The sequence below is a fragment of the Rhizobium sp. 0TCS1.26 genome (assembly GCF_050455525.1).
GTDB lineage: Bacteria > Pseudomonadota > Alphaproteobacteria > Rhizobiales > Rhizobiaceae > Neorhizobium.
On record NZ_JBCIYV010000002.1, the window covers coordinates 323,781 to 343,329 of the forward strand.

Sequence of the window (19,549 nt, forward strand, 5' to 3'; positions counted from 1 at the left end):
AGCCAACCAGGGAACATCATGCGTACAGACACGGGTCAGATTGTGCATCTGGCAGATTATCGCCCCACTGACTTCGTTCTGGAACGCGTCGACCTTACCTTCGAACTGGACCCGACCGCGACGCGTGTCGAAGCGCGGCTGATCTTCCATCGGCGCGAAGGCGTTGATGCCGGCCTGCCGCTGATCCTCGACGGCGACGAGCTGGCGTTGAGCGAACTGCGGCTTGACCAGATCGACCTGAAGCCGGAACAGTTCGACGTCTCTCCCGAGCAGTTGACCATCCGCGACCTGCCGGAAAGCCAGCCGTTCGAGATCACCGTCGTCACGATCATCAACCCGGAGGCCAACACCCAGCTGATGGGCCTCTACCGAACCAACGGCATCTACTGCACGCAGTGCGAGGCGGAAGGTTTCCGCCGCATCACTTACTTCCCCGACCGTCCGGACGTGCTGGCGCCCTATACGATCACCATCGTCGCCGACAAGGCAAGCAACCCGCTGCTGCTGTCGAACGGCAATTTCCTCGGCGGCGGAAACTACGATGAAGGCCGGCATTTCGCCGCCTGGTTCGATCCCTTCCCCAAGCCGAGCTACCTGTTCGCGCTGGTCGCCGGTGACCTCGGCGTCGTCGAGGACAGTTTCACCACGCTGTCCGGCCGCGACGTGACGCTGAAGATCTTGGTAGAGCACGGCAAGGAGCCGCGCGCGGCCTATGCCATGGATGCGCTGAAGCGCTCGATGAAATGGGACGAGGAACGGTTCGGCCGCGAATACGATCTGGATATCTTCATGATCGTCGCCGTGTCGGACTTCAACATGGGGGCGATGGAGAACAAGGGTCTCAACGTCTTCAACGACAAGTATGTGCTGGCGGACCCGGAGACGGCGACCGACCAGGACTACGCCAATATCGAGGCGATCATCGCCCACGAATATTTCCACAACTGGACCGGCAATCGCATCACCTGCCGCGACTGGTTCCAGCTGTGCCTCAAGGAAGGTCTGACGGTCTATCGCGACCACGAGTTTTCCGCCGACATGCGCTCGCGCGCCGTCAAGCGCATCGCCGAGGTCCGCCACCTGAAGGCCGAGCAGTTTCCGGAGGATGCCGGCCCGCTTGCCCATCCGGTGCGCCCGACGACCTACCGCGAGATCAATAACTTCTACACGACGACCGTCTATGAGAAGGGCTCGGAGGTCACCCGGATGATCGCGACGCTTCTCGGCCGCGATCTGTTCAAGAAGGGCATGGACCTCTATTTCGAGCGTCACGACGGCGATGCGGCGACGGTCGAGGATTTCGTCAAGTGTTTCGAGGAAGCCGGCGGCCGAGACCTTTCGCAGTTCTCGCGCTGGTACCACCAGGCCGGCACGCCGATGGTGACCGCCTCCAGCGCATATGACACAGCAGAGAAAACCTTCACGCTGTCGCTGGAGCAGACGGTTCCGGCCACGCCCGGCCAGCCGGTGAAGGAACCAATGCACATTCCGCTGTCGTTCGCACTGATCCTCGACAACGGCTCTATCGCCGAACCGACAGCGGTCACAGGCGGCGAGATCACCGGCGAGGTGCTGCACCTTACCGAACGCAAGCAGACATTCACCTTCTCGGGCGTAGCCTCTCGCCCGGTGCTGTCGCTCAACCGCAGCTTCTCCGCGCCGATCAACCTCGACCTCAGCCAGCCGTCCGCCGATCTCGCACACATCGCCCGCCATGACAGCGACCTGTTCGCCCGCTGGCAGGCGATCACCCATCTGGCACTGCCGAACCTGATGCAGGCCGCACGCGATGTCGGCGAAGGCAAGCCGATCGACTGCGATCCGGCCTTCGTCGAGGCGCTGCTTGAGGCGGCCGACGACGACAATCTGGAACCGGCCTTCCGGGCGCAGGTGCTGGCACTGCCGAGCGAAGCCGACATTGCCCGCGAACTGGGCGGCAAGAACGATCCGGACGCCATTCATGCGGCCCGCCAGGCCATCATCGCCATCATCGCCATCATCGCCGACAAGGGCGCTGCCGTCTTCCAGAGGCTGTTCGATACCCTGCGCATCGACGGCCCCTTCGCGCCGAGTGCGGAAGATGCCGGCAAGCGGGCGCTGCGCAACAGCGCGCTGTCCTATCTGTCCTACGCTGACGGCGGCATACAGCGCGCCGCCGATGCATTTTCGGCCGCCGACAACATGACGGACATGATCCAGGCGCTGACGGTGCTGGCTCACCGCTTCCCGGGCAAGTCAGAGACCGCCAATGCGCTCGGCGCCTTCCTCAAGCGCTTCGAGACCAATCCGCTGGTGCTCGACAAATGGTTCTCCATCCAGGCGACCATCCCCGGACCCGGCGCACTGGCGCGGGTCAAGGCGCTGATGGAGGATCCGCATTTCGTGGCCACCAATCCCAACCGGGTCCGCTCGCTGATCGGCGCCTTCGCCTTTTCCAATCCGACCGGCTTCAACCGGGCGGACGGCGAAGGCTACCGCTTCCTTGCCAAGCAGATCCTGGCGATCGACCCGCGCAATCCGCAGCTGGCGGCGCGGATCCTCACCTCCATGCGGTCGTGGCGGTCGCTGGAGCCGGTGCGTGCCGATCATGCCCGCGCGGCATTGGCCGAGATCGAGCGGACCTCCGAGCTTTCGACCGACGTGCGCGACATCGTCGAGCGGATGCTGAAGGCCTGAGACAATGAGAGCGTGCGCAAGGATTGCGCGCGCTCTTTCGTCAGCATCTTCGAAAGCTCGCAGATGAGCCGGCCGCGACTCGCCCAAAGCGTCGCCTTTTCAATTGATTAAAAAATTCCTACCAAAGCGCTGGACAAGCCGAATCGGCAATGATTCACTGTGCACAGATCGCAAGCGGCATTGCGAATCACTCACGAGGGATCAACCGGAACGATGGCGGACGTGCAGCGGGAAACCGCGGCCGAAGGACGGCTGCACTTCAAATTCCTGGATAGGCTGGCTTCGGCCCGCCTCGGTCTGGCGGAACGTTTTGCTGCGGGCGGCCTGATTGCCCGCACCCGTCACTGGCTCGAGCGGCTGCCCAGCACCGAACTCTGGCTGAAGCGCTCCATCCCGCTCCTCATCATCGCATTCCTCGCCGTTGTTGCCGCCTCGCGATTGATGGGCCTGATGTCCGAGCGCAGCCGCATGGAAGAGGACGCGCGGCAGACCACCGCTCTCCTCGCCGCCGCCAGTTCCGCAGCCTTCACCGGGCACGAGACGACGCTGTCGAGCGGCAACCGGCAGGCGGCAGAGTCCCAGCTGTCGGCGTTCCTGCCGCAGTTGCGGTTCGATCCGAGCACTTTCGTCCTGCTGGTCGATGCCAATGGCCGCATCTTCGGCGGCTCTGCCATCAGCACCCCCTATATCGGCGCCCGCTTCGACAGCTTCCTGCCGGAAACTGTCGCCATGCGCCGCTTCGGCGATGCCGACGGCATCATCGAGACCACCTTCAACGGCATTCCCCATTACGCCGCCATTCGCAGCGTCTCCGGCGGCTTGATCGTGTCGGCCCACTCGCTCGATGCCATCGAACAGTTCTGGCGCCAGCAGGTCTCGCTCAACGTCACGCTGTTCACCGGCATTTCCTCCGTGCTGCTGGTGATCCTCTACGCCTATTACATGCAGGTAAAACGGGCCCGCGACGCCGACGAGATTTTCCTCGAATCGAACATGCGCGTCGAGACGGCGCTGTCTCGCGGTCGCTGCGGGCTGTGGGATTTCGACCTGTCGAACCGTCGGCTGTTCTGGTCACGCTCGATGTACGAGATGCTTGGCCTGCCGCCGGGCAAGAACGTCATGTCGTTCAGCGAGGCGGCGCGGATGATGCATCCGGCCGACGGCAATCTGTTTGCGCTGGCGCGCGCCGTCGGGCGCGGCAATGCCAAGCAGATCGACCAGGTGTTCCGCATGCGTCATGCCGCCGGCCACTATGTCTGGATGCGCGCGCGCGCCCAGATCATGCATACCGGTGCTGGCCGCACGCACGTCATCGGCATCGCCATGGACGTGACCGAGCAGCACCGCCTGGCGCAGCGCTACGCCGAAGCCGACCAGCGGCTCGCCGATGCCATCGAATGCACGTCGGAAGCCTTCGTGCTGTGGGACAAGAACGACCGGCTGGTGATGTGCAACACGCACTTCCAGCAGGCCTACGGTCTGCCGGACAGCGTTCTGGTGCCGGGCACCGAACGCAGCGTGCTGACGGCCGCCGCCGCGCGACCGGTGATCGAACGCCGCATCGCCGATCCCGACCACAACGGTTTTTCGCGAACCACCGAAGTCCAGCTCGCCGACGAGCGCTGGCTGCAGACCAACGAGCGGCGCACCCGCGACGGCGGCACGGTGTCGGTCGGCACGGATATCTCGCTGCTCAAGCGCCACCAGGAGCGGCTGCGCGAGTCCGAACGGCGGCTGATGGCGACGATCGGCGATCTATCGGCGTCGCAGAAGAAGCTGGAGCGTCAGAAGGCCGAACTGTCGGTTGCCAACGCCAATTATCAGGCGGAAAAGGAACGCGCCGAGGCCGCCAACAAGGCCAAATCGGAATTCCTCGCCAATATGAGCCACGAGCTGCGCACGCCGCTCAACGCCATCCTCGGCTTTTCCGAGATCCTGCTGAACGGCATGTTCGGTCCGGTCGGTTCGCCGAAATACAGCGAATACGCCCGCGACATCCACGAGAGCGGCAAGCACCTGCTGAACGTCATCAACGACATCCTCGACATGTCGAAGATCGAAGCAGGGCATATGAAGATCCACTGCGAGACGATCGATCTTGCACCGCTGATCGAAGAAAGCATCCGCTTTACCTCCATCCCGGCGGAGGAAAAGTCGATCGCCGTCACCCAGCGCATCGACGACGGCCTGAGAATGGCCGGAGACCGCCGGGCGATGAAGCAGATCCTGCTCAACATCCTGTCGAACGCGGTGAAGTTCACCAACGAAGGCGGGCGCGTGGAATTGCGCGCCCGCCAGTCGGAGCGCGGCCTGCTGCTGACGATCGCCGATACCGGCATCGGCATCCCGAAGACGGCGCTCGGCAAGATCGGCCAGCCCTTCGAGCAGGTGCAGAGCCAGTATGCCAAGAGCAAGGGCGGATCGGGTCTCGGCCTTGCCATCTCCCGCTCGCTTGTTTCGCTGCACGGCGGAAGCATGCGCATCCGCTCGCGGATGAACCAGGGGACCGTAGTCGCCCTGTTCATCCCGCAGCAGCAGGAAAATCCGGCGGACGACCGGCTTGGCGTCGAACAGAGCTCGACAGCGGCAGCCTGACGACCGATCGGCTGAGCCGCCCTACGACGCCGGCCTCAGGGTCTTGTCAAAAACCTTTCGCACCGCCTTCGACAGCCGCCGAACCTCGCTTTCCAGCGACTTCAGGTCGGGGCAATCCGCCACGCGGCAGAGGAATTCGGTGAGGCCTGCAGGCACGTCCTTGGGATCGAACGGCCCGTCGATGCAGAGCCGGATCATCTGCGACAGGTCGGTGAACAGGGCAAGCGCCTTCAGGCAAGCGTCGACGTCGTTGGGGTCAAGCCGGTCCCGCCCCAGGCTCGCCAGCGCGTCTGCGGTGCGCGTTCCCGCAGGCGACGCCGCTTCCGTCCCGACCGGCGCCACGAGCCGCAGATACTGCGCCAGGAATTCAAGATCGATCAGGCCGCCGGGGATGAGCTTCAGGTCCCAGATGTCGCGTGGCGGCTTCTCCGTCTCGATCAGCTTGCGCATCTTGGCGACGTCGGTCGCAATGCGCTCCTGGTCGCGCGGTGCCGCCAGGACCCCGGCGATCACCTCCTGCGCCTCCTCGATCAGGCTGTCATCGCCGCAGATCATCCGCGCCCGGGTGAGCGCCATGTGCTCCCACGTCCACGCCTCTTCCTGCTGGTACTTCCGAAACGCGTTGATGCGGGTCGCCACCGGCCCCTTGTTGCCTGACGGGCGCAGACGCATGTCGACCTCGAAGATCACCCCTTCGGCCATCGGCGCCGAGAGGGCGGCGATCAGCCGCTGCGTCAGCCGGGTAAAGTAGCGGCCCGCGTCCAGCGGCTTCGGCCCATCCGATTCGAGCGCCTCGGCCGAATGGTCGTAAAGCAGGATCAGGTCGACGTCCGAGCCTGCCGTCAGTTCGTGGCTGCCGAGCTTTCCCATGCCCATGACCGCCACGCGCCCGCCGGGAAAATGGCCATTCGTCTGCGCCACCTCCGCCAGTACCGCCGCGAATGCTTCGCTGATCATCAGATCGGCCAGATCGGCAAACGCGCGTCCCGCCTGCCCGCCGTCAATGGCGCCGGTCAGAAGCCGGATGCCGATGAGGAACCGTTGTTCGGCAGCAAAGATGCGCAGACGGTCGAGCGTCTCCTCGTAATGCCGCGCGCCGCCAAGGAAGCCGGACAGGCGTTCGCCCAGATAGGGCTTGGTGGGCAGTTCGGCCATCAGCCCCGGATCCAGCATGCCGTCGAAGACGTGCGGACGGGCGGCGATGATATCGGCCAGCCTTGGCGCCGCAGACATGATGGTCACCAGCAGCGACAGGAGGCCGGGGTTGTTGCCGAGCAGCGAGAACAGCTGGATGCCGGCCGGGAGTGCCTTGAGGAAACCGTCGAAGCGCAACAGCGCCTCGTCGGCACGCTTGCTGCGCCCGAACGCGGTCAAGAGGTCAGGCATGACTGCCGTCAGCCGCTCGCGTGCCTCCACCGATTGCGTCGCGCGGTAGCGACCGTTGTGCCAGGTGCGGATGACGCGTGACATGTCGGCGGGTCTCTCGAAGCCGAGTGCCGCCAGTGTCTTCAACGTCTCGGGATCGTCGTTCTGGCCGGTAAACACGAGATTGCCATCGCCATGCGAAAGTTTCGCTTCCTGCTCGAACAGCTCCGCATAGCGCTGCTCGACGGTTCGCAGCACCGTCTCCAGCCGTGCCGCAAAGCCTGCCGTATCGTCGAACCCGGCAAGATAGGCGATCCGCTTGAGTTCGGCCTCCGTCTCCGGCAGCCGATGCAACTGCTCATCCCGCACCATCTGGATGCGATGCTCTGTATCGCGCAGGAACCAGTAGGCGTCGATCAATTCCTCGGCGATCTTCGGCTTGATCCAGTGCGCTTCGGCGAGCGCCCGCAACGCCTCTTCCGTCTGACGGATCCGCAGCGACGGCATGCGTCCGCCGGCGATCAACTGCTGCGTCTGGACGAAGAACTCGATCTCGCGGATGCCGCCGCGGCCCAGCTTCACGTCGTGGCCCTTGACGGCGATGGCGCCGTGGCCCTTGTGCGCGTGGATCTGCCGCTTGATCGAGTGGATATCGGCGATCGCCGCGTAATCAAGGTATTTGCGGAAGACGAAGGGCACCAACTGGCGGAGAAACACCTCGCCGGCGGCAAGGTCGCCGGCCATCGGTCGCGCCTTGATGTAGGCCGCCCGCTCCCAGTTCTGGCCGCGACCCTCGTAATAGATCAGCCCCGCCTCCACCGATACGGCAAGCGGCGTCGAGCCCGGGTCCGGGCGCAGGCGAAGGTCGGTCCGAAAAACATAGCCGTCGCCGGTTCGCTCCTGCAGGATGCGGACGAGCCGGCGCATCATCCGCCCGTAGAACTCGCTCGCCTCCATCGGATCGGCGAGAATGCCGGCGTCCGGGTCGAAAAACACGACGATGTCGATGTCGGAGGAATAGTTCAGCTCGCCAGAGCCGAGCTTGCCCATGCCGATGACGATGAGGCCCGAGCCGGTGCTTGGCTGCTCGGGGTCGTCAAGCGTCAGTCTGCCGGCCAGATGGCTGGCGAGAAGCAGGTGGTCGATGGCGGCTGCGACCGCCGCATCGGCCAGGCGGCTCAGCCAGGCGGTGGTCTCGCGCGGTGAAAAGAGTTTTCCCAGATCGGCGAGCGCCAGCAGGAATGCCACCTCGCGCTTTGCCTTGCGCAGGCTTGCCATCACGGCGGCCTCGCTTGGCACGGAGGAGCCGTCTTCGCTGCGCCAGGCCGTCCGAGCACGCTCAACCGCTGCCTCGAGCTGCTCCTCGAGCGGAGCACTCAGTGCAGCGTTCAAAAGCTGCGGGTGGAGGTGCGCGATCTCCTTCAGGAACGGCGACAGCGAGAAGGCAGCAACCAGGAACGACTTCAGCGGCCCGTCCTGCGCGAGAACCTCAGCAATCGCGGACTGGTCCGCTGCCATCTCCTTCAGGGCCGCGAGCGCTGCTCTGGCTTCCGTCTGGTTGAACGGCTTCAGTATCGCGCTGCCGAGATCGCCGAGGCGGGTCGCCTTGTCCGTCACGATTGGTCCTCCCTGGTCTCCCCGGTCAGACTTAGGATGTTTCAGGCCTTTTGAACAGGAAAGACCAGCGTCACCGTCAACCCCGGCGTCGCCGCCGCGTCACCGTTGGTGGACGACAGCTGCAACTGCCCACCGTGAAGCTCCATCACCGCCTCGACCAAGGAGAGGCCAAGCCCCGTGCCGGGCTTGGAGCGGCTCTCGTCTAGCCGCACGAAGCGCTTCACCACTTCGCTGCGCTTGTCTGCGGGAATGCCCGGGCCGTTGTCGGCCACAGACAGATGCGTACCGCCGGCACCACGGCGAAGCGTCAGGCGGATCGGCGTGTCGCCGTCGCTCTCTGCCGCGTACTTGATCGCATTGTCGAGGAGGTTGAAGATCGCCTGACCGATCAGCTCGCGATTGCCCTGCACCATCAGTCCCGACTCGATCTCCGTCACCAGGGAAAGTCCCGCCTCTTCCGCCGCCGGTTCGTAAAGTTCGGCGCTGTCGGCGGAAATCGCCGAGAGATCGACCGGGCTCATTTCGGCGGCGATCGAACCAGCCTCCACCCGTGAAATCATCAGCAGCGCGTTGAAGGTGCGGATCAACTGGTCCGACTCGCCGATGATGCCTTCGAGCGCGGCGCGTCGCGCGTCCGGTGCGTCCTCTTCCAGGGTGTCAGCTGCCTTGTTGCGGAGCCGGGTGAGCGGCGTCTTCAGGTCGTGGGCGATGTTGTCGGAAACCTGCCGCAGTCCTCCGTTCAGCTTTTCGATCCGCTCCAGCATCGCGTTCAGGTTTTCCGACAGCCGGTCGAACTCATCGCCGGAGACCCCGACGGGCAAACGCTGCGAGAGATCCCCCGCCATGATCTTGGTGCTGGCCGCCGACATCCGGTCGATGCGCTTCAGCGCATTGCGGCCGATGCCGAACCAGATCACAAGAGCACCGAGCCCCATGATCGCGAGCGCCACCATCAGCGCCCGCCGGACGATGCCGCGGAAACGACCCGGCTCGCCGAGATCGCGGCCGACCATCACCCGCAGGCCGTTGTCGAGGAAGAAGACGTTGGCAGTCGCCATGTGCGGGCGCGGCGGACCCGTCTCCGTGAACGGCTCGTAGCTGAACGGCATGCGCGTCCAGCCCTCGCGGTCGAGCACGCCGGGTTCGACCGAGGCGACATTGCCGGCCAGCATCTCGCCGGTCGTTCCGGCAATCACGTAGAGATTGGCGCCAGGCTGGCGCGCGCGTCGCTCCATCACCCGCAGCAGCAGGTTCATGCCGCCACGATCGTAGGCGCCGCGGACTTCGGCGGTCTCCTGATTCAGTGCCTCGCGCACCTGCTGTGCCAGGAGCCGCTCGGACATCGCCGTCACGTAGACGACGAGGAAGGCGGCGCAGATGGCAAACAGCACGATGTAGAGCGCCGAGAGGCGCACCGTCGTCGAGCGGAACAGCAGACGCAGACGGCTCATCGAGCGGTCATCCCTCGTCCTTGATCATGTAGCCGGCACCGCGGATGGTCTTCAGCAGCGGCTTTGGAAAATCCTTCTCGATCTTCGAGCGCAGGCGCGAGACGTGCACGTCGATGACGTTGGTCTGCGGGTCGAAGTGGTAGTCCCAGACGTTCTCGAGCAGCATGGTGCGGGTCACGACCTGGCCGGCATTCTTCATCAGGTATTCGAGCAGCCGGAACTCGCGCGGCTGCAGCAGGATCTCCTTGCCGCCGCGGCGCACCTCGTGTGACAGCCGGTCCAGTTCCAGGTCGCCGACGCGGTAGACCATCTCCTGCTCGGGGCTGCCCTTGCGCCGGCCCAGAACCTCGACGCGCGCCAGAAGCTCGCTGAAGGCGTAGGGCTTTGGCAGGTAGTCGTCGCCGCCGGCGCGCAGGCCTGCCACCCGATCGTCCACCTGGCCGAGCGCCGAAAGGATCAGCACCGGCGTATTGACGCCGCGCTTGCGCAGCTCGCTGATCACGGAAATGCCGTCGCGGCGCGGCAGCATCCGGTCGATCACCATCACGTCGTAGGTGTTCTCCGACCCCATGAACAGGCCGCTGTCGCCGTCGCTCGCGTGGTCGGCAACGATGCCCGCCTCGCGAAAGGCCTTGGTCATGTAGGCCGCAGCCTCCAGGTCGTCTTCGATCACCAGTATCTTCATGTGCGGGACCATAGCGTCCCGCTGTTGCCCGTTGAAGGTGGATTCTGCGGAGCCGTGGATTTCCGGTGTCTCGGTGCGCATGCGTTCAAGCCTCCTTGAATGAAAAAGGGCGCCGGACTGTTGTCAGCCCGGCGCCCCGCAATCGATCAGGCGACGCGATCAGCCTTCGTTGATCGGCAGGGCCAGGAAGCGGCTGCCCGCCTGCGATTCGATCTGGAAGAGCGCCCGCGTGCGGCCATCCTTGCGAGCGGCATCGATCGCCTTGCTGATGTCTGCGGCGGAGGCGACGGTCTGGTTGTTCACCGAGGTGATCTTTTCGCCTTCACGCAGGCCCTTGGCTGCAGCTTCGGAGTCCGGATCGACATCCGTGACCGAAACTCCGCTGCCGTCCTCTGCGGGAGCAACGGTGATGCCGAGGCTGGCAAGTGCCTTCTCGCTCGACGGCTGCTGCTCTTCCTCGGCCGGTGTGCTTTCGGCCTTGGCGGCTTCGTCGCTGGCGAGGTTGCCAAGCGTGACCGGAACCGTCTGCGCCTTGCCGTCGCGCCAGATCGCGACATCGACCTTCTTGTTCGGGCCGATGGCGGCAACCTTCTTGGCCAGCTCGCGGGCATCCTTGATCGGGTCGCCATTGACGGCGGTGATCACGTCACCCTGCTTGATGCCGGCCTTGGCACCCGGGGAGTTGTCCTGCGGGGCAACGACGAGCGCGCCCTTGGCTTCCGACAGGCCGAGCGATTCGGCGATGTCCTGGGTCACCGGCTGGATCTGCACGCCAAGCCAGCCGCGTTCGACCTTGCCGTCCTTCATCAGGTCGTCGATGACGTCCCTGGCGGTCGAGGCCGGGATGGCGAAGGCGATGCCGACATTGCCGCCGGACGGCGAGAAGATCGCCGTGTTGATGCCGACCACTTCGCCCGAGAGGTTGAAGGTCGGGCCACCGGAGTTGCCGCGGTTGACGGCAGCATCCACCTGGATGAAGTCGTCGTATGGGCCGGAGCCGATGTCGCGGCCGCGGGCCGATACGATGCCGGCGGTGACGGTGCCGCCGAGGCCGAAGGGGTTGCCGACAGCGACGACCCAGTCGCCGACGCGGGTCTTGGAGTCGTCGGCGAACTTGACGTAGGTGAACTGGCGCTTGGTATCGACCTTCAGCAATGCGAGGTCGGTGCGGCTGTCCTTGCCGACAAGCTTGGCGTCAAGCTCGGTGCCGTCGTTCATCACCACCGTGTAGGCGGATCCGTCGGAAACGACATGGTTGTTGGTGACCACATAGCCGTCTTCCGTGATGAAGAAGCCGGAACCCTGTGCCACCGGACGCATGGCGTGCGGGCGGTTCGGGTTGCCGCGCTGCGCCTGGTCCTTGTTGCGGCTGCCGGGGCCCTGGGTGCCAGGTGCCTGGTTGCCGCCGAATTCGCGGAAGAAACGCTTCAGCGGATGGTCGTCCGGCAGGTCGTCGAAACCGCGGCCGCCGAAGTTGAACGAGAAGCCGTTGCCGCTCTCGTCGGCAACCGGCGTCGCATCAGACTTGACGCGGACCGAAACGACGGCCGGCGACACGGCGGAAACGACGTCGGCGAAGCTCGGGGCCTGCGGGGCGGTCACGGTGACCGGCTCGGCAAACGACTGATAGACCTGCGCTGGGATGCCGGTCGAGAGCATGACTGCCGCGAGGCCAGCGACGGTCGTGCCCTTCAGAACTGTTTTCAGTGAGGGGCGTCCGATCTTGCTCATGGAATGCTACCTTCTTTTCACGTGTTCAGACTGGAGTGCCGGTCTGCCGGCTGCGGTGGATGACGAAGATATAGGATCCGCCACCTTAACTGCACGTGTCCGGGGTGTGAAAAGTTGGTAATGTTGAGGCCGACCTCATGCCTCCCGCGCTGCCCTGTTGCACTCTGCGTTGGCTATGATCGCTACGGGCGGTCGTCGGTCAGCAGCGCATCGAGCCTCGCCTGCTCCTCGGCCGTCAGCCGAAGCTCCGGCTGGTCCGGGCGGCGCCGACGCAGAAACACCGCCACGGTGATCCCGCCAATCACCAGCAGTACGCCGGGTGCGGCCCATAGCGCCATCGTCTTGCTGCTCACCCGCGGGTTCAGCAGCACGAACTCGCCGTAGCGGGAAACGATGTAGTCGATCACTTGGCTGTCGCTGTCGCCGCCGGCAATCCGCTCTCGCACAAGCACGCGAAGGTCGCGCGCCAGCTCGGCGTTGGAATCGTCGATCGACTGGTTCTGGCAGACCATGCAGCGGAGTTGGCCCGACAGATGCCGCGCCCGCTGCTCAAGCGCCGGGTCGCGCAGTACCTCGTCCGGATTGACGGCAAGCGCCGGCCAGGTCACCAGCGCCAGCATGAGCACCAGCAGGGTCCTGGCGAGGCTCCGGCTCATTCGGCCGGCTCCATCGCCGCGCGGGCGGGCTTTGCCTGCCGGCGAGGTGCGCCGACGCGCAACCGTCTGTCAGAGAGGGACACGAGGCCGCCGAATGTCATGATCAGCGCCCCGCCCCAGATGCACAGGATCCACGGCTTCCACCAGATGCGCACGACGATGCCGCCATCGGCCATCGGATCGCCCAGCGAGACATAGAGCTGGCTGAAGCCGAAGGTCAGGATGCCGGCCTCCGTCGTCGGCATGCGGCGGGCCGTATAGATGCGCTTCGATGACCAGACGTCGGCGACAGCGATCCCGCCGCGGCTGATGGTGAAATGGCCGCGCTCCTCGGTGAAGTTGGGGCCGATCGCCTCGCGCATGCCGTCGAAGACCAGCGCATAGCCGCCGGCCTGCGCCGTCTGGCCCTGTTTCATCTCGACCACCGTCTCCGACTGGAAGGTCGTCACGGCAACGATCCCGAGCACCGTCACGCCAAGGCCGAAATGCGCAAGTGCCGCACCGAAAGCCGAGCGCGGCAGACCCTTGAGGCGGGCGAAAGCGATAGACGGAGCCGCCTTGGCGAAACCGGCGCGGTAGAAGAGGTCGGTCAGCGCGCCGAACATAAGGAAGAATCCGAGGCCGAGGCCGAGCGCCGCCATCACCGGGCCACCGCTCTCCAGGTAGAACAGCGCAAAGCCGGCCACCAGCGCCAGTCCAGCGGCAACATAAAGCCGCTGCAGGGCGCCCAGAAGATCGCCGCGCTTCCAGGCGAGCAGAGGCCCGAACGGCACCGCCATCAGCAGCGGGATCATCAAGAGGCCGAAGGTGAGATTGAAGAACGGCGCGCCGACGGAGATCTTTTCGCCGGTCAGCGTTTCCAGCACCAGCGGATAGAGCGTGCCGATGAGGACCGTTGCCGCCGACACCGTCAGGATCAGGTTGTTCAGCACAAGAGCCCCCTCGCGGGAGATCGGCGCGAACAGGCCGCCGCTCTTCAGGTTGGGAGCCCGCCAGGCAAACAGGGCAAAGGCGCCGCCGACGAAGATCGTCAGGATGGTGAGGATGAAGATGCCGCGCGTCGGATCGGTGGCAAAGGCATGCACCGAGGTCAGCACACCCGAGCGCACCAGGAAGGTGCCGAGCAGCGACAGCGAGAAGGTCATGATCGCCAGCAGCACGGTCCAGATCTTCAGCGCCTCGCGCTTTTCCATCACCAGCGCCGAATGCAGGAGCGCGGTGCCGGCAAGCCACGGCATGAAGGAGGCATTCTCGACCGGATCCCAGAACCACCAGCCGCCCCAGCCGAGCTCGTAGTATGCCCAGTAGGAGCCCATGGCGATGCCGGAGGTGAGGAAGGTCCAGGCGGCAAGCGTCCACGGCCGAACCCAGCGGGCCCAGGCGGCATCGATGCGGCCCTCCATCAGCGCCGCGATGGCGAACGAGAAGCACACCGAAAACCCGACATAGCCGAGATAGAGGAGCGGCGGATGGATCGCGAGGCCCGGATCCTGCAGCACCGGGTTAAGGTCCTGGCCTTCGGCTGGCGCCGGGTCGAGCCGGATGAACGGATTGGAGGTCAGCAGGATGAACATCAGGAAGGCCGAGGAGATCCACGCCTGCACCGACAGCACATTAGCCCGCAGCGTGTCGGGAAGGTTGCGGCCGAAGATCGCCACCATGGCGCTGAACAGCGTCAGTATCAGCAGCCAGAGCAGCATCGAGCCTTCGTGATTTCCCCAGACGCCGGACAGCTTGTAGACCAGCGGCATCAGCGAATGGGAGTTTTCCCAGACGTTGCGGACGGAGAAGTCTGAGACCGCGTAGGCCCAGGTCAGCACGCAGAACGACAATGCGACGAGGCCGAACAGCGTCAGCGTCCCGACCGGTGCGAGCGCCATCAGCGCCGCATCCTTGCGCCGCGCCCCGACCGCCGGCAGCACCGACAGGATGATCGCCGTCGCCAGCGCCAGCACGAGTGCGTAATGGCCGATCTCGATGATCATTGCGTCGCCCCCTTGCCGTCGTTCCAGACGCCGCTCTTCTTCAACCCGTCCGCCACCTCCTTCGGCATGTAGGTCTCGTCGTGCTTGGCGAGCACCGAGTCGGCGACGAAGGCGTGCGTCGCGTCGAAGGCGCCCTCGGTCACCACGCCCTGCCCCTCGCGGAACAGGTCGGGCAGGATGCCGACATAGCGGACCGGTACCGCGTCATGCCCGTCGGTCACCGTAAAGCGGACCTGCGAGCCTTCGCTGCGCACGACGGAGCCTTCCGCCACCAGTCCACCGAGGCGGATGCGGGTTCCGGGCGCCAGTTCCGCCTTGGCGAGATCGCCGGGCATGTAGAAATAGGCGATCGACTGGCTGAAGGCGAACATCACCAGCAGCACCGCGGCGAGAATGAAGCCGACGCCGCCGGCAATCACGGTCAGCCGTTTCTGCTTGCGCGTCATGGCGTCGCTCCTTCAGGCTTCACGTCGATCTCGCGCGCCAGCGCCAGCAGTCGCCTGCCCGCTTCGCTGTCGGCCGGAAAGGTCTTCAGCCCGGTCTGCAGCGCCTGGCCGGCCTTGTCGTCCTCACCCATCACCTTGTACGAGCGGACCAGTCGCAGCCAGCCCTCTATGCTGTTGGGATCATCCTGCAGCTTGGCGGCCAGACTGTCGACCATGCTGCGGATCATCTGCTGCCGGTCGGCCGGCGCGAGGTCCCTGGCCGCGGCAACCGCGTCGGCGTCGGGCTTTCCGGGCACGTTGGCAGCGGCCGGCCTCCCGCCGTTCTTGGCAATGTGTTCATCGACCAGCGACGCCCAGGTGGCGCCGGGCGGGGTATCCCTGGCGATCGCCTCGAAGGCATCGCGCGCTTCGGCAGCCTTGCCCGCCTGTTCCAGGCTCAGCGCCAGATAGAAGCGCGTGCGGAAATTCGGCTTGTCCAGCGCCGCGGCACGCTCAAACGCATGACGCGCATCTTCGACCACGACGCCGTCATTGGCCGCCACCAGCGTCTCGCCAAGACCTGCCAGCCGCGCCGGCGTCTCGCCGAGGATGCGGATCGAATTGCGATAGGCAAGTTCCGCGTCGGCGAGCCGCATGCTGCGGAAATAGATCGGCGCCAGCAGATCCCATCCGGCACCGTCCTGCGGGTTCTGCGCCAGGTGGCGTTCCGCCTTGGCAACCAGCAGCGACAGGTTGTTGCCGGGATGGGCGAGACGCGCCTCCAGTGGCTGCGCCGGAAGACCGGGGCTGCCGAGCAGGATGTAGAGACAGAGCCCGATGGCCGGCACGCCGACGAGGATCAGCGACGTCGACAGGCGGTGGCTGCGATGGGATTGATCGGGGGACGGGGGACGGGTCTGGGTGACGGAGAGCAGACGCCGGCCGATCTCGGCGCGGGCGTAGTCCGCCTCCTCTGCGCCGATCAGCCCTTGCGCCATGTCGCGATCGACCTCGCGCAGCTGATCGCGGTAGACGGCCGCCTCGTCCTCACGGTCGGAAATGGCCACGGGAGACGCCTTCATCAGCGGCGCTATGAGAAGCGCCGCGACCACGGCCGTCAGACATGCGAGAACGATCCAGAGAACCATGCAGGCCCAATTACTTCAAGCAGGCCGACAATCCAATCGAAAGCCGGCCGATGACACGAATTTGAGGCGTTTCGCCGCAAGCAACCGGGGCGACCTATCGGCGCGTCGGTCACCCGACGCCTTGATCTGCGTCAAGCCCGACGCCCCGCCTGGACCGATGTCTGGCGAGGCCGCGCTTGTGGGTTTACGTCAGCGGTGTCCAGGTGCCGTCCGGATTGCGGCAAGCGGCGCCACGCGCCTTGACCTCCTTGCCGGACGCTGACAGCGTGTGCCGGTACTGGCGGCAGTTCTGCGAGCCGACCTGGTAGGGTGCGGAAGCGACCACCTCGCCCTTGGCGCCACGACCCGCCCAGACCACCGGCTGTCCGACCGCCGCACCTTCCAGCGCGCGGTACTCGGCTTCCAGCGCCCGCTGGCGATCGGCGGTGCTGATCTCGATCCCGGAGCTGCCGACGATGCCGCCCTGCAGCGCTGCGATGAACGGCGTGCCGTTGGAGGTTTTCCCGGACAGGAGTGCCGTGGACTGGCTGCCCCCTCCGGTCGTCGAGCAGGCGGTCAGCGCGCCGAGGATCATCACCGGCAGGACAGCAAGTCTGGCAAAACAAAAACGCATTCGTCTCCAACCATCGTCATGAACCGCGCCATCTTCGGCGCATCGGAGCGAGCAGTCGCCCGATCGGCATGTCTGATCTATTATCGTTTTCAGCCGCAAGGTCGAGACCTGATCCACGCGCCGTCGATCGTTCGCGTTGCAAGTGTCGCATAAGCGACACGCCGTGAACTCTCAGGCGACCTCCTTGGTGACCCCCGGCAGCGTCAGTGCTGCGCGCAAGCCGCCGCGTCCGCCGCGCGTCAGTTCCAGTCTGCCCTGGTATTCCCGGGTAATCTCGCCGACGATCGACAGGCCAAGCCCGGTTCCCGGCTTGCTCTCGTCCAGCCGCCGGCCGCGCTTCAGCGCTTCCTTGATCTCCGCCGGCTCCAGCCCCGCCCCGTCGTCTTCCACCACGATCTCGATCCAATTGCGACGGATGGCTTCCGGACCTTCCGGTGCAACGGCCGGCATCACCTCGATCCACACCGACTGGGTGGCGTGACGGGCGGCATTTTCCAGAAGATTGCCGACCGTCTCCTCGACGTCCTGCTGCTCCATCGCAAGCGCCAGGCCGGACGTCGGCGCGCTCAGCACGAAGGTCTTGTCCGGGTTGAGCCGGCGCATCACCCGCACCAGCCGCTCGAGGACCGGCTCGGTCTCGGTACGCGCCAGCAGCGATTCTCGCTGCGCGGCGATGCGGGCGCGGTTGAGGTAGGATTGCACCTGCGCCTGCATGGCTTCCGCCTGGCTGCGCACCAGTTCGCCATGCGGCTTGTCGAGCAGCCGCGATTCGTTCAGCAGTACGGCGATCGGCGTCTTCAGAGAATGCGCCAAATTGCCGACCTGCATCCGCGCCCGTTCGACGATGCGCCGGTTGCTCTCGATCAGCGCATTCATCTCGACGGTCAGCGACTGGACTTCGCGCGGAAACTGGCCCTCGAGGCGTTCCGCCTCGCCACGCCTGACGCGTTCCAGCGCCCGTCGCGCCTCGTCCAGTGGACGCAGTCCGAAAAGGATCGCCAGACCGTTGACGAACAGGCTCAGCACGCCGAACACGACCAGCGCGATGTAGAGGTTGCGGGTGAATGAGCTGACATCGTCGACCACGACGCTGAGGTTGCCCGAGACGCGGAACCGCGCCGCCCGCCCTTCGCTGTCCAGCACCACTTCGGTCTCGGCGACCAGCACATCGTTGCCGAACGCGTCGCTTGCCGAATAGAAGCGCTCGTAGCGGTTGTTGAAGGGGGCGGCGAGGATGGACGGCACCGCGATGTTCGAGACGCCCAGCGACGACGACGACAAGGGAGTGGCGGCAAACGTACCGAGCGGCTCGACGATCCAGTACCACCCGGTCTCGGGCTGCGAGAAGCGCAGGTCGCCGAGCTGCGGGTTGCCCTGCAGGCTGTTGTCGTCGCCGATGGTGATCGAGTTGATGACGTTGTAGAGCTGCGCCCGCAGGAGGTCGGTGAAGGCGCGCTCGGCCGATTTCGTGTAAAGCGCCGAGATCACCACCGCGATCACCACCAGCGCCAGCCCCGACCAGGCGGTCGCCAGCAGCAGAACGCGGGCGGTGACCGATCTAAAGTACATCGGAGGGCGCTTGCATCCGGTAGCCGAGGCCACGCACGGTTTCGATCAGGTCGACACCGATCTTCTTGCGCAGCCGGCCGACGAATACCTCGATGGTGTTGGAATCGCGGTCGAAATCCTGATCGTACATGTGCTCGATCAGTTCGGTCCTGGAGACCACCTCGCCCATATGGTGCATCAGGTAGGAGAGCAGGCGGAACTCATGCGAGGTCAGCTTCAGCGTCATGCCGTTGACCGTCGCCTTGGAAGCCTTGGTGTCGAGGCGGATCGGGCCGCAGATGAGTTCGGACGAGGAATGGCCGGCGGCCCGGCGGATCAGCGCCCGCACCCGCGCCAGCACCTCTTCCACGTGGAAGGGCTTGGCGACGTAGTCGTCGGCACCGGCATCGATGCCGGCAACCTTGTCGCTCCAGCGGTCGCGGGCCGTCAGCATCAGGACCGGCATGCCCTTGCCCTGCTCGCGCCATTTCTCGACGACGGTGATGCCGTCCATTTCCGGCAGGCCGATGTCGAGGATGACGGCGTCATAAGGCTCCGTCTCGCCAAGATAATGCCCCTCTTCGCCGTCGAACGCCTGGTCGACGACGTAGCCGGCCTCCTTCAATGCATCGGTCAGCTGGCGGTTGAGGTTCTCGTCATCTTCGACCACAAGAATGCGCATGGGTGCCCTTCGAAACGGATTACCGGGTTTGGTTGACCCGCTTCTACTACATCGGCACGCGGACCGTCACCTTGCGCGGACGTTCTCCGCTTCCCTGCACGAGAACGGTGACGATGCAGGTACGCCCGTCGTTCGACGGCTGGGCCGACAGAAGCTGGCCGCCCGTGTCCCTGACGACCTTCGTTGCGGCATCACCGCAATCGCTGGCGACCAGAAGCAGATAATCACGAGCGAAGGCCTCGGCGGTCGCGAGGCTGAACAGTGCCGCAGCGACAATCGCGATCATCCGTTTTGATGCCATAATTACAACTTCCGCTCGCGATGAGGATCGGGTTTCTGACCGAACCATTGTAGGAATTATGTAGCGAACAG

General features: G+C 65.2%; 14 protein-coding genes. 2 read left to right on the plus strand and 12 right to left on the minus strand.

The features are described 5' to 3' along the window. The first annotated feature begins 18 nt into the window (after positions 1–18). Positions 19–2,676, plus strand: coding sequence for an aminopeptidase N (gene pepN / locus AAIH46_RS08675; RefSeq protein ID WP_430305454.1), 2,658 nt, complete (start codon positions 19–21; stop codon positions 2,674–2,676). A gap of 213 nt (positions 2,677–2,889) precedes the next feature. Next, on the plus strand, positions 2,890–5,271 hold the full coding sequence (locus AAIH46_RS08680; protein WP_430305455.1) for a PAS domain-containing sensor histidine kinase: 2,382 nt from the start codon (positions 2,890–2,892) through the stop codon (positions 5,269–5,271). Positions 5,272–5,292: 21 nt separating this feature from the next. On the opposite strand, the gene AAIH46_RS08685 is transcribed toward AAIH46_RS08680, so the two are convergent. From AAIH46_RS08685 to AAIH46_RS08740, 12 genes are all read right to left on the minus strand, one after another. Next, positions 5,293–8,256: a bifunctional [glutamine synthetase] adenylyltransferase/[glutamine synthetase]-adenylyl-L-tyrosine phosphorylase gene (locus AAIH46_RS08685; protein WP_430306521.1), complete on the minus strand. Its 2,964-nt coding sequence runs from the start codon at positions 8,254–8,256 to the stop codon at positions 5,293–5,295. A gap of 38 nt (positions 8,257–8,294) precedes the next feature. Beyond that, complete coding sequence (locus AAIH46_RS08690) at positions 8,295–9,704, minus strand: sensor histidine kinase (protein WP_430305456.1); 1,410 nt, start codon at positions 9,702–9,704, stop codon at positions 8,295–8,297. Positions 9,705–9,711: 7 nt separating this feature from the next. Further along, a complete protein-coding gene (locus tag AAIH46_RS08695; protein ID WP_430306522.1) occupies positions 9,712–10,401 on the minus strand; it encodes a response regulator transcription factor in 690 nt (229 codons plus the stop codon). Between the two features lie 147 nt (positions 10,402–10,548). Then, positions 10,549–12,120, minus strand: a complete 1,572-nt coding sequence (locus AAIH46_RS08700) for a Do family serine endopeptidase (protein ID WP_430305457.1) — start codon at positions 12,118–12,120, stop codon at positions 10,549–10,551. Between the two features lie 182 nt (positions 12,121–12,302). Next, positions 12,303–12,776, minus strand: coding sequence for a cytochrome c-type biogenesis protein (locus tag AAIH46_RS08705; protein ID WP_430305458.1), 474 nt, complete (start codon positions 12,774–12,776; stop codon positions 12,303–12,305). Further along, complete coding sequence (locus tag AAIH46_RS08710) at positions 12,773–14,761, minus strand: heme lyase CcmF/NrfE family subunit (protein ID WP_430305459.1); 1,989 nt, start codon at positions 14,759–14,761, stop codon at positions 12,773–12,775. Before AAIH46_RS08710 ends, AAIH46_RS08705 begins: the two co-directional genes overlap by 4 nt. Then, on the minus strand, positions 14,758–15,207 hold the full coding sequence (ccmE, locus tag AAIH46_RS08715) for a cytochrome c maturation protein CcmE (RefSeq protein WP_430305460.1): 450 nt from the start codon (positions 15,205–15,207) through the stop codon (positions 14,758–14,760). The genes AAIH46_RS08710 and ccmE overlap by 4 nt, the downstream gene beginning before the upstream one ends. Then, positions 15,204–16,334, minus strand: a complete 1,131-nt coding sequence (ccmI, locus tag AAIH46_RS08720; protein ID WP_430305461.1) for a c-type cytochrome biogenesis protein CcmI — start codon at positions 16,332–16,334, stop codon at positions 15,204–15,206. The genes ccmE and ccmI overlap by 4 nt, the downstream gene beginning before the upstream one ends. A 184-nt stretch (positions 16,335–16,518) precedes the next feature. Continuing rightward, complete coding sequence (locus AAIH46_RS08725; protein WP_430305462.1) at positions 16,519–16,947, minus strand: hypothetical protein; 429 nt, start codon at positions 16,945–16,947, stop codon at positions 16,519–16,521. A 171-nt stretch (positions 16,948–17,118) separates the two neighbouring features. Next, positions 17,119–18,516, minus strand: a complete 1,398-nt coding sequence (locus AAIH46_RS08730; RefSeq protein ID WP_430305463.1) for an ATP-binding protein — start codon at positions 18,514–18,516, stop codon at positions 17,119–17,121. Next, a complete protein-coding gene (locus AAIH46_RS08735; RefSeq protein ID WP_430305464.1) occupies positions 18,506–19,177 on the minus strand; it encodes a response regulator transcription factor in 672 nt (223 codons plus the stop codon). Before AAIH46_RS08735 ends, AAIH46_RS08730 begins: the two co-directional genes overlap by 11 nt. A 46-nt stretch (positions 19,178–19,223) precedes the next feature. After that, entirely contained in the window at positions 19,224–19,478 is a 255-nt protein-coding gene (locus tag AAIH46_RS08740) for a hypothetical protein (RefSeq protein WP_430305465.1), read from the minus strand. Between the last annotated feature and the right edge of the window lie 71 nt (positions 19,479–19,549).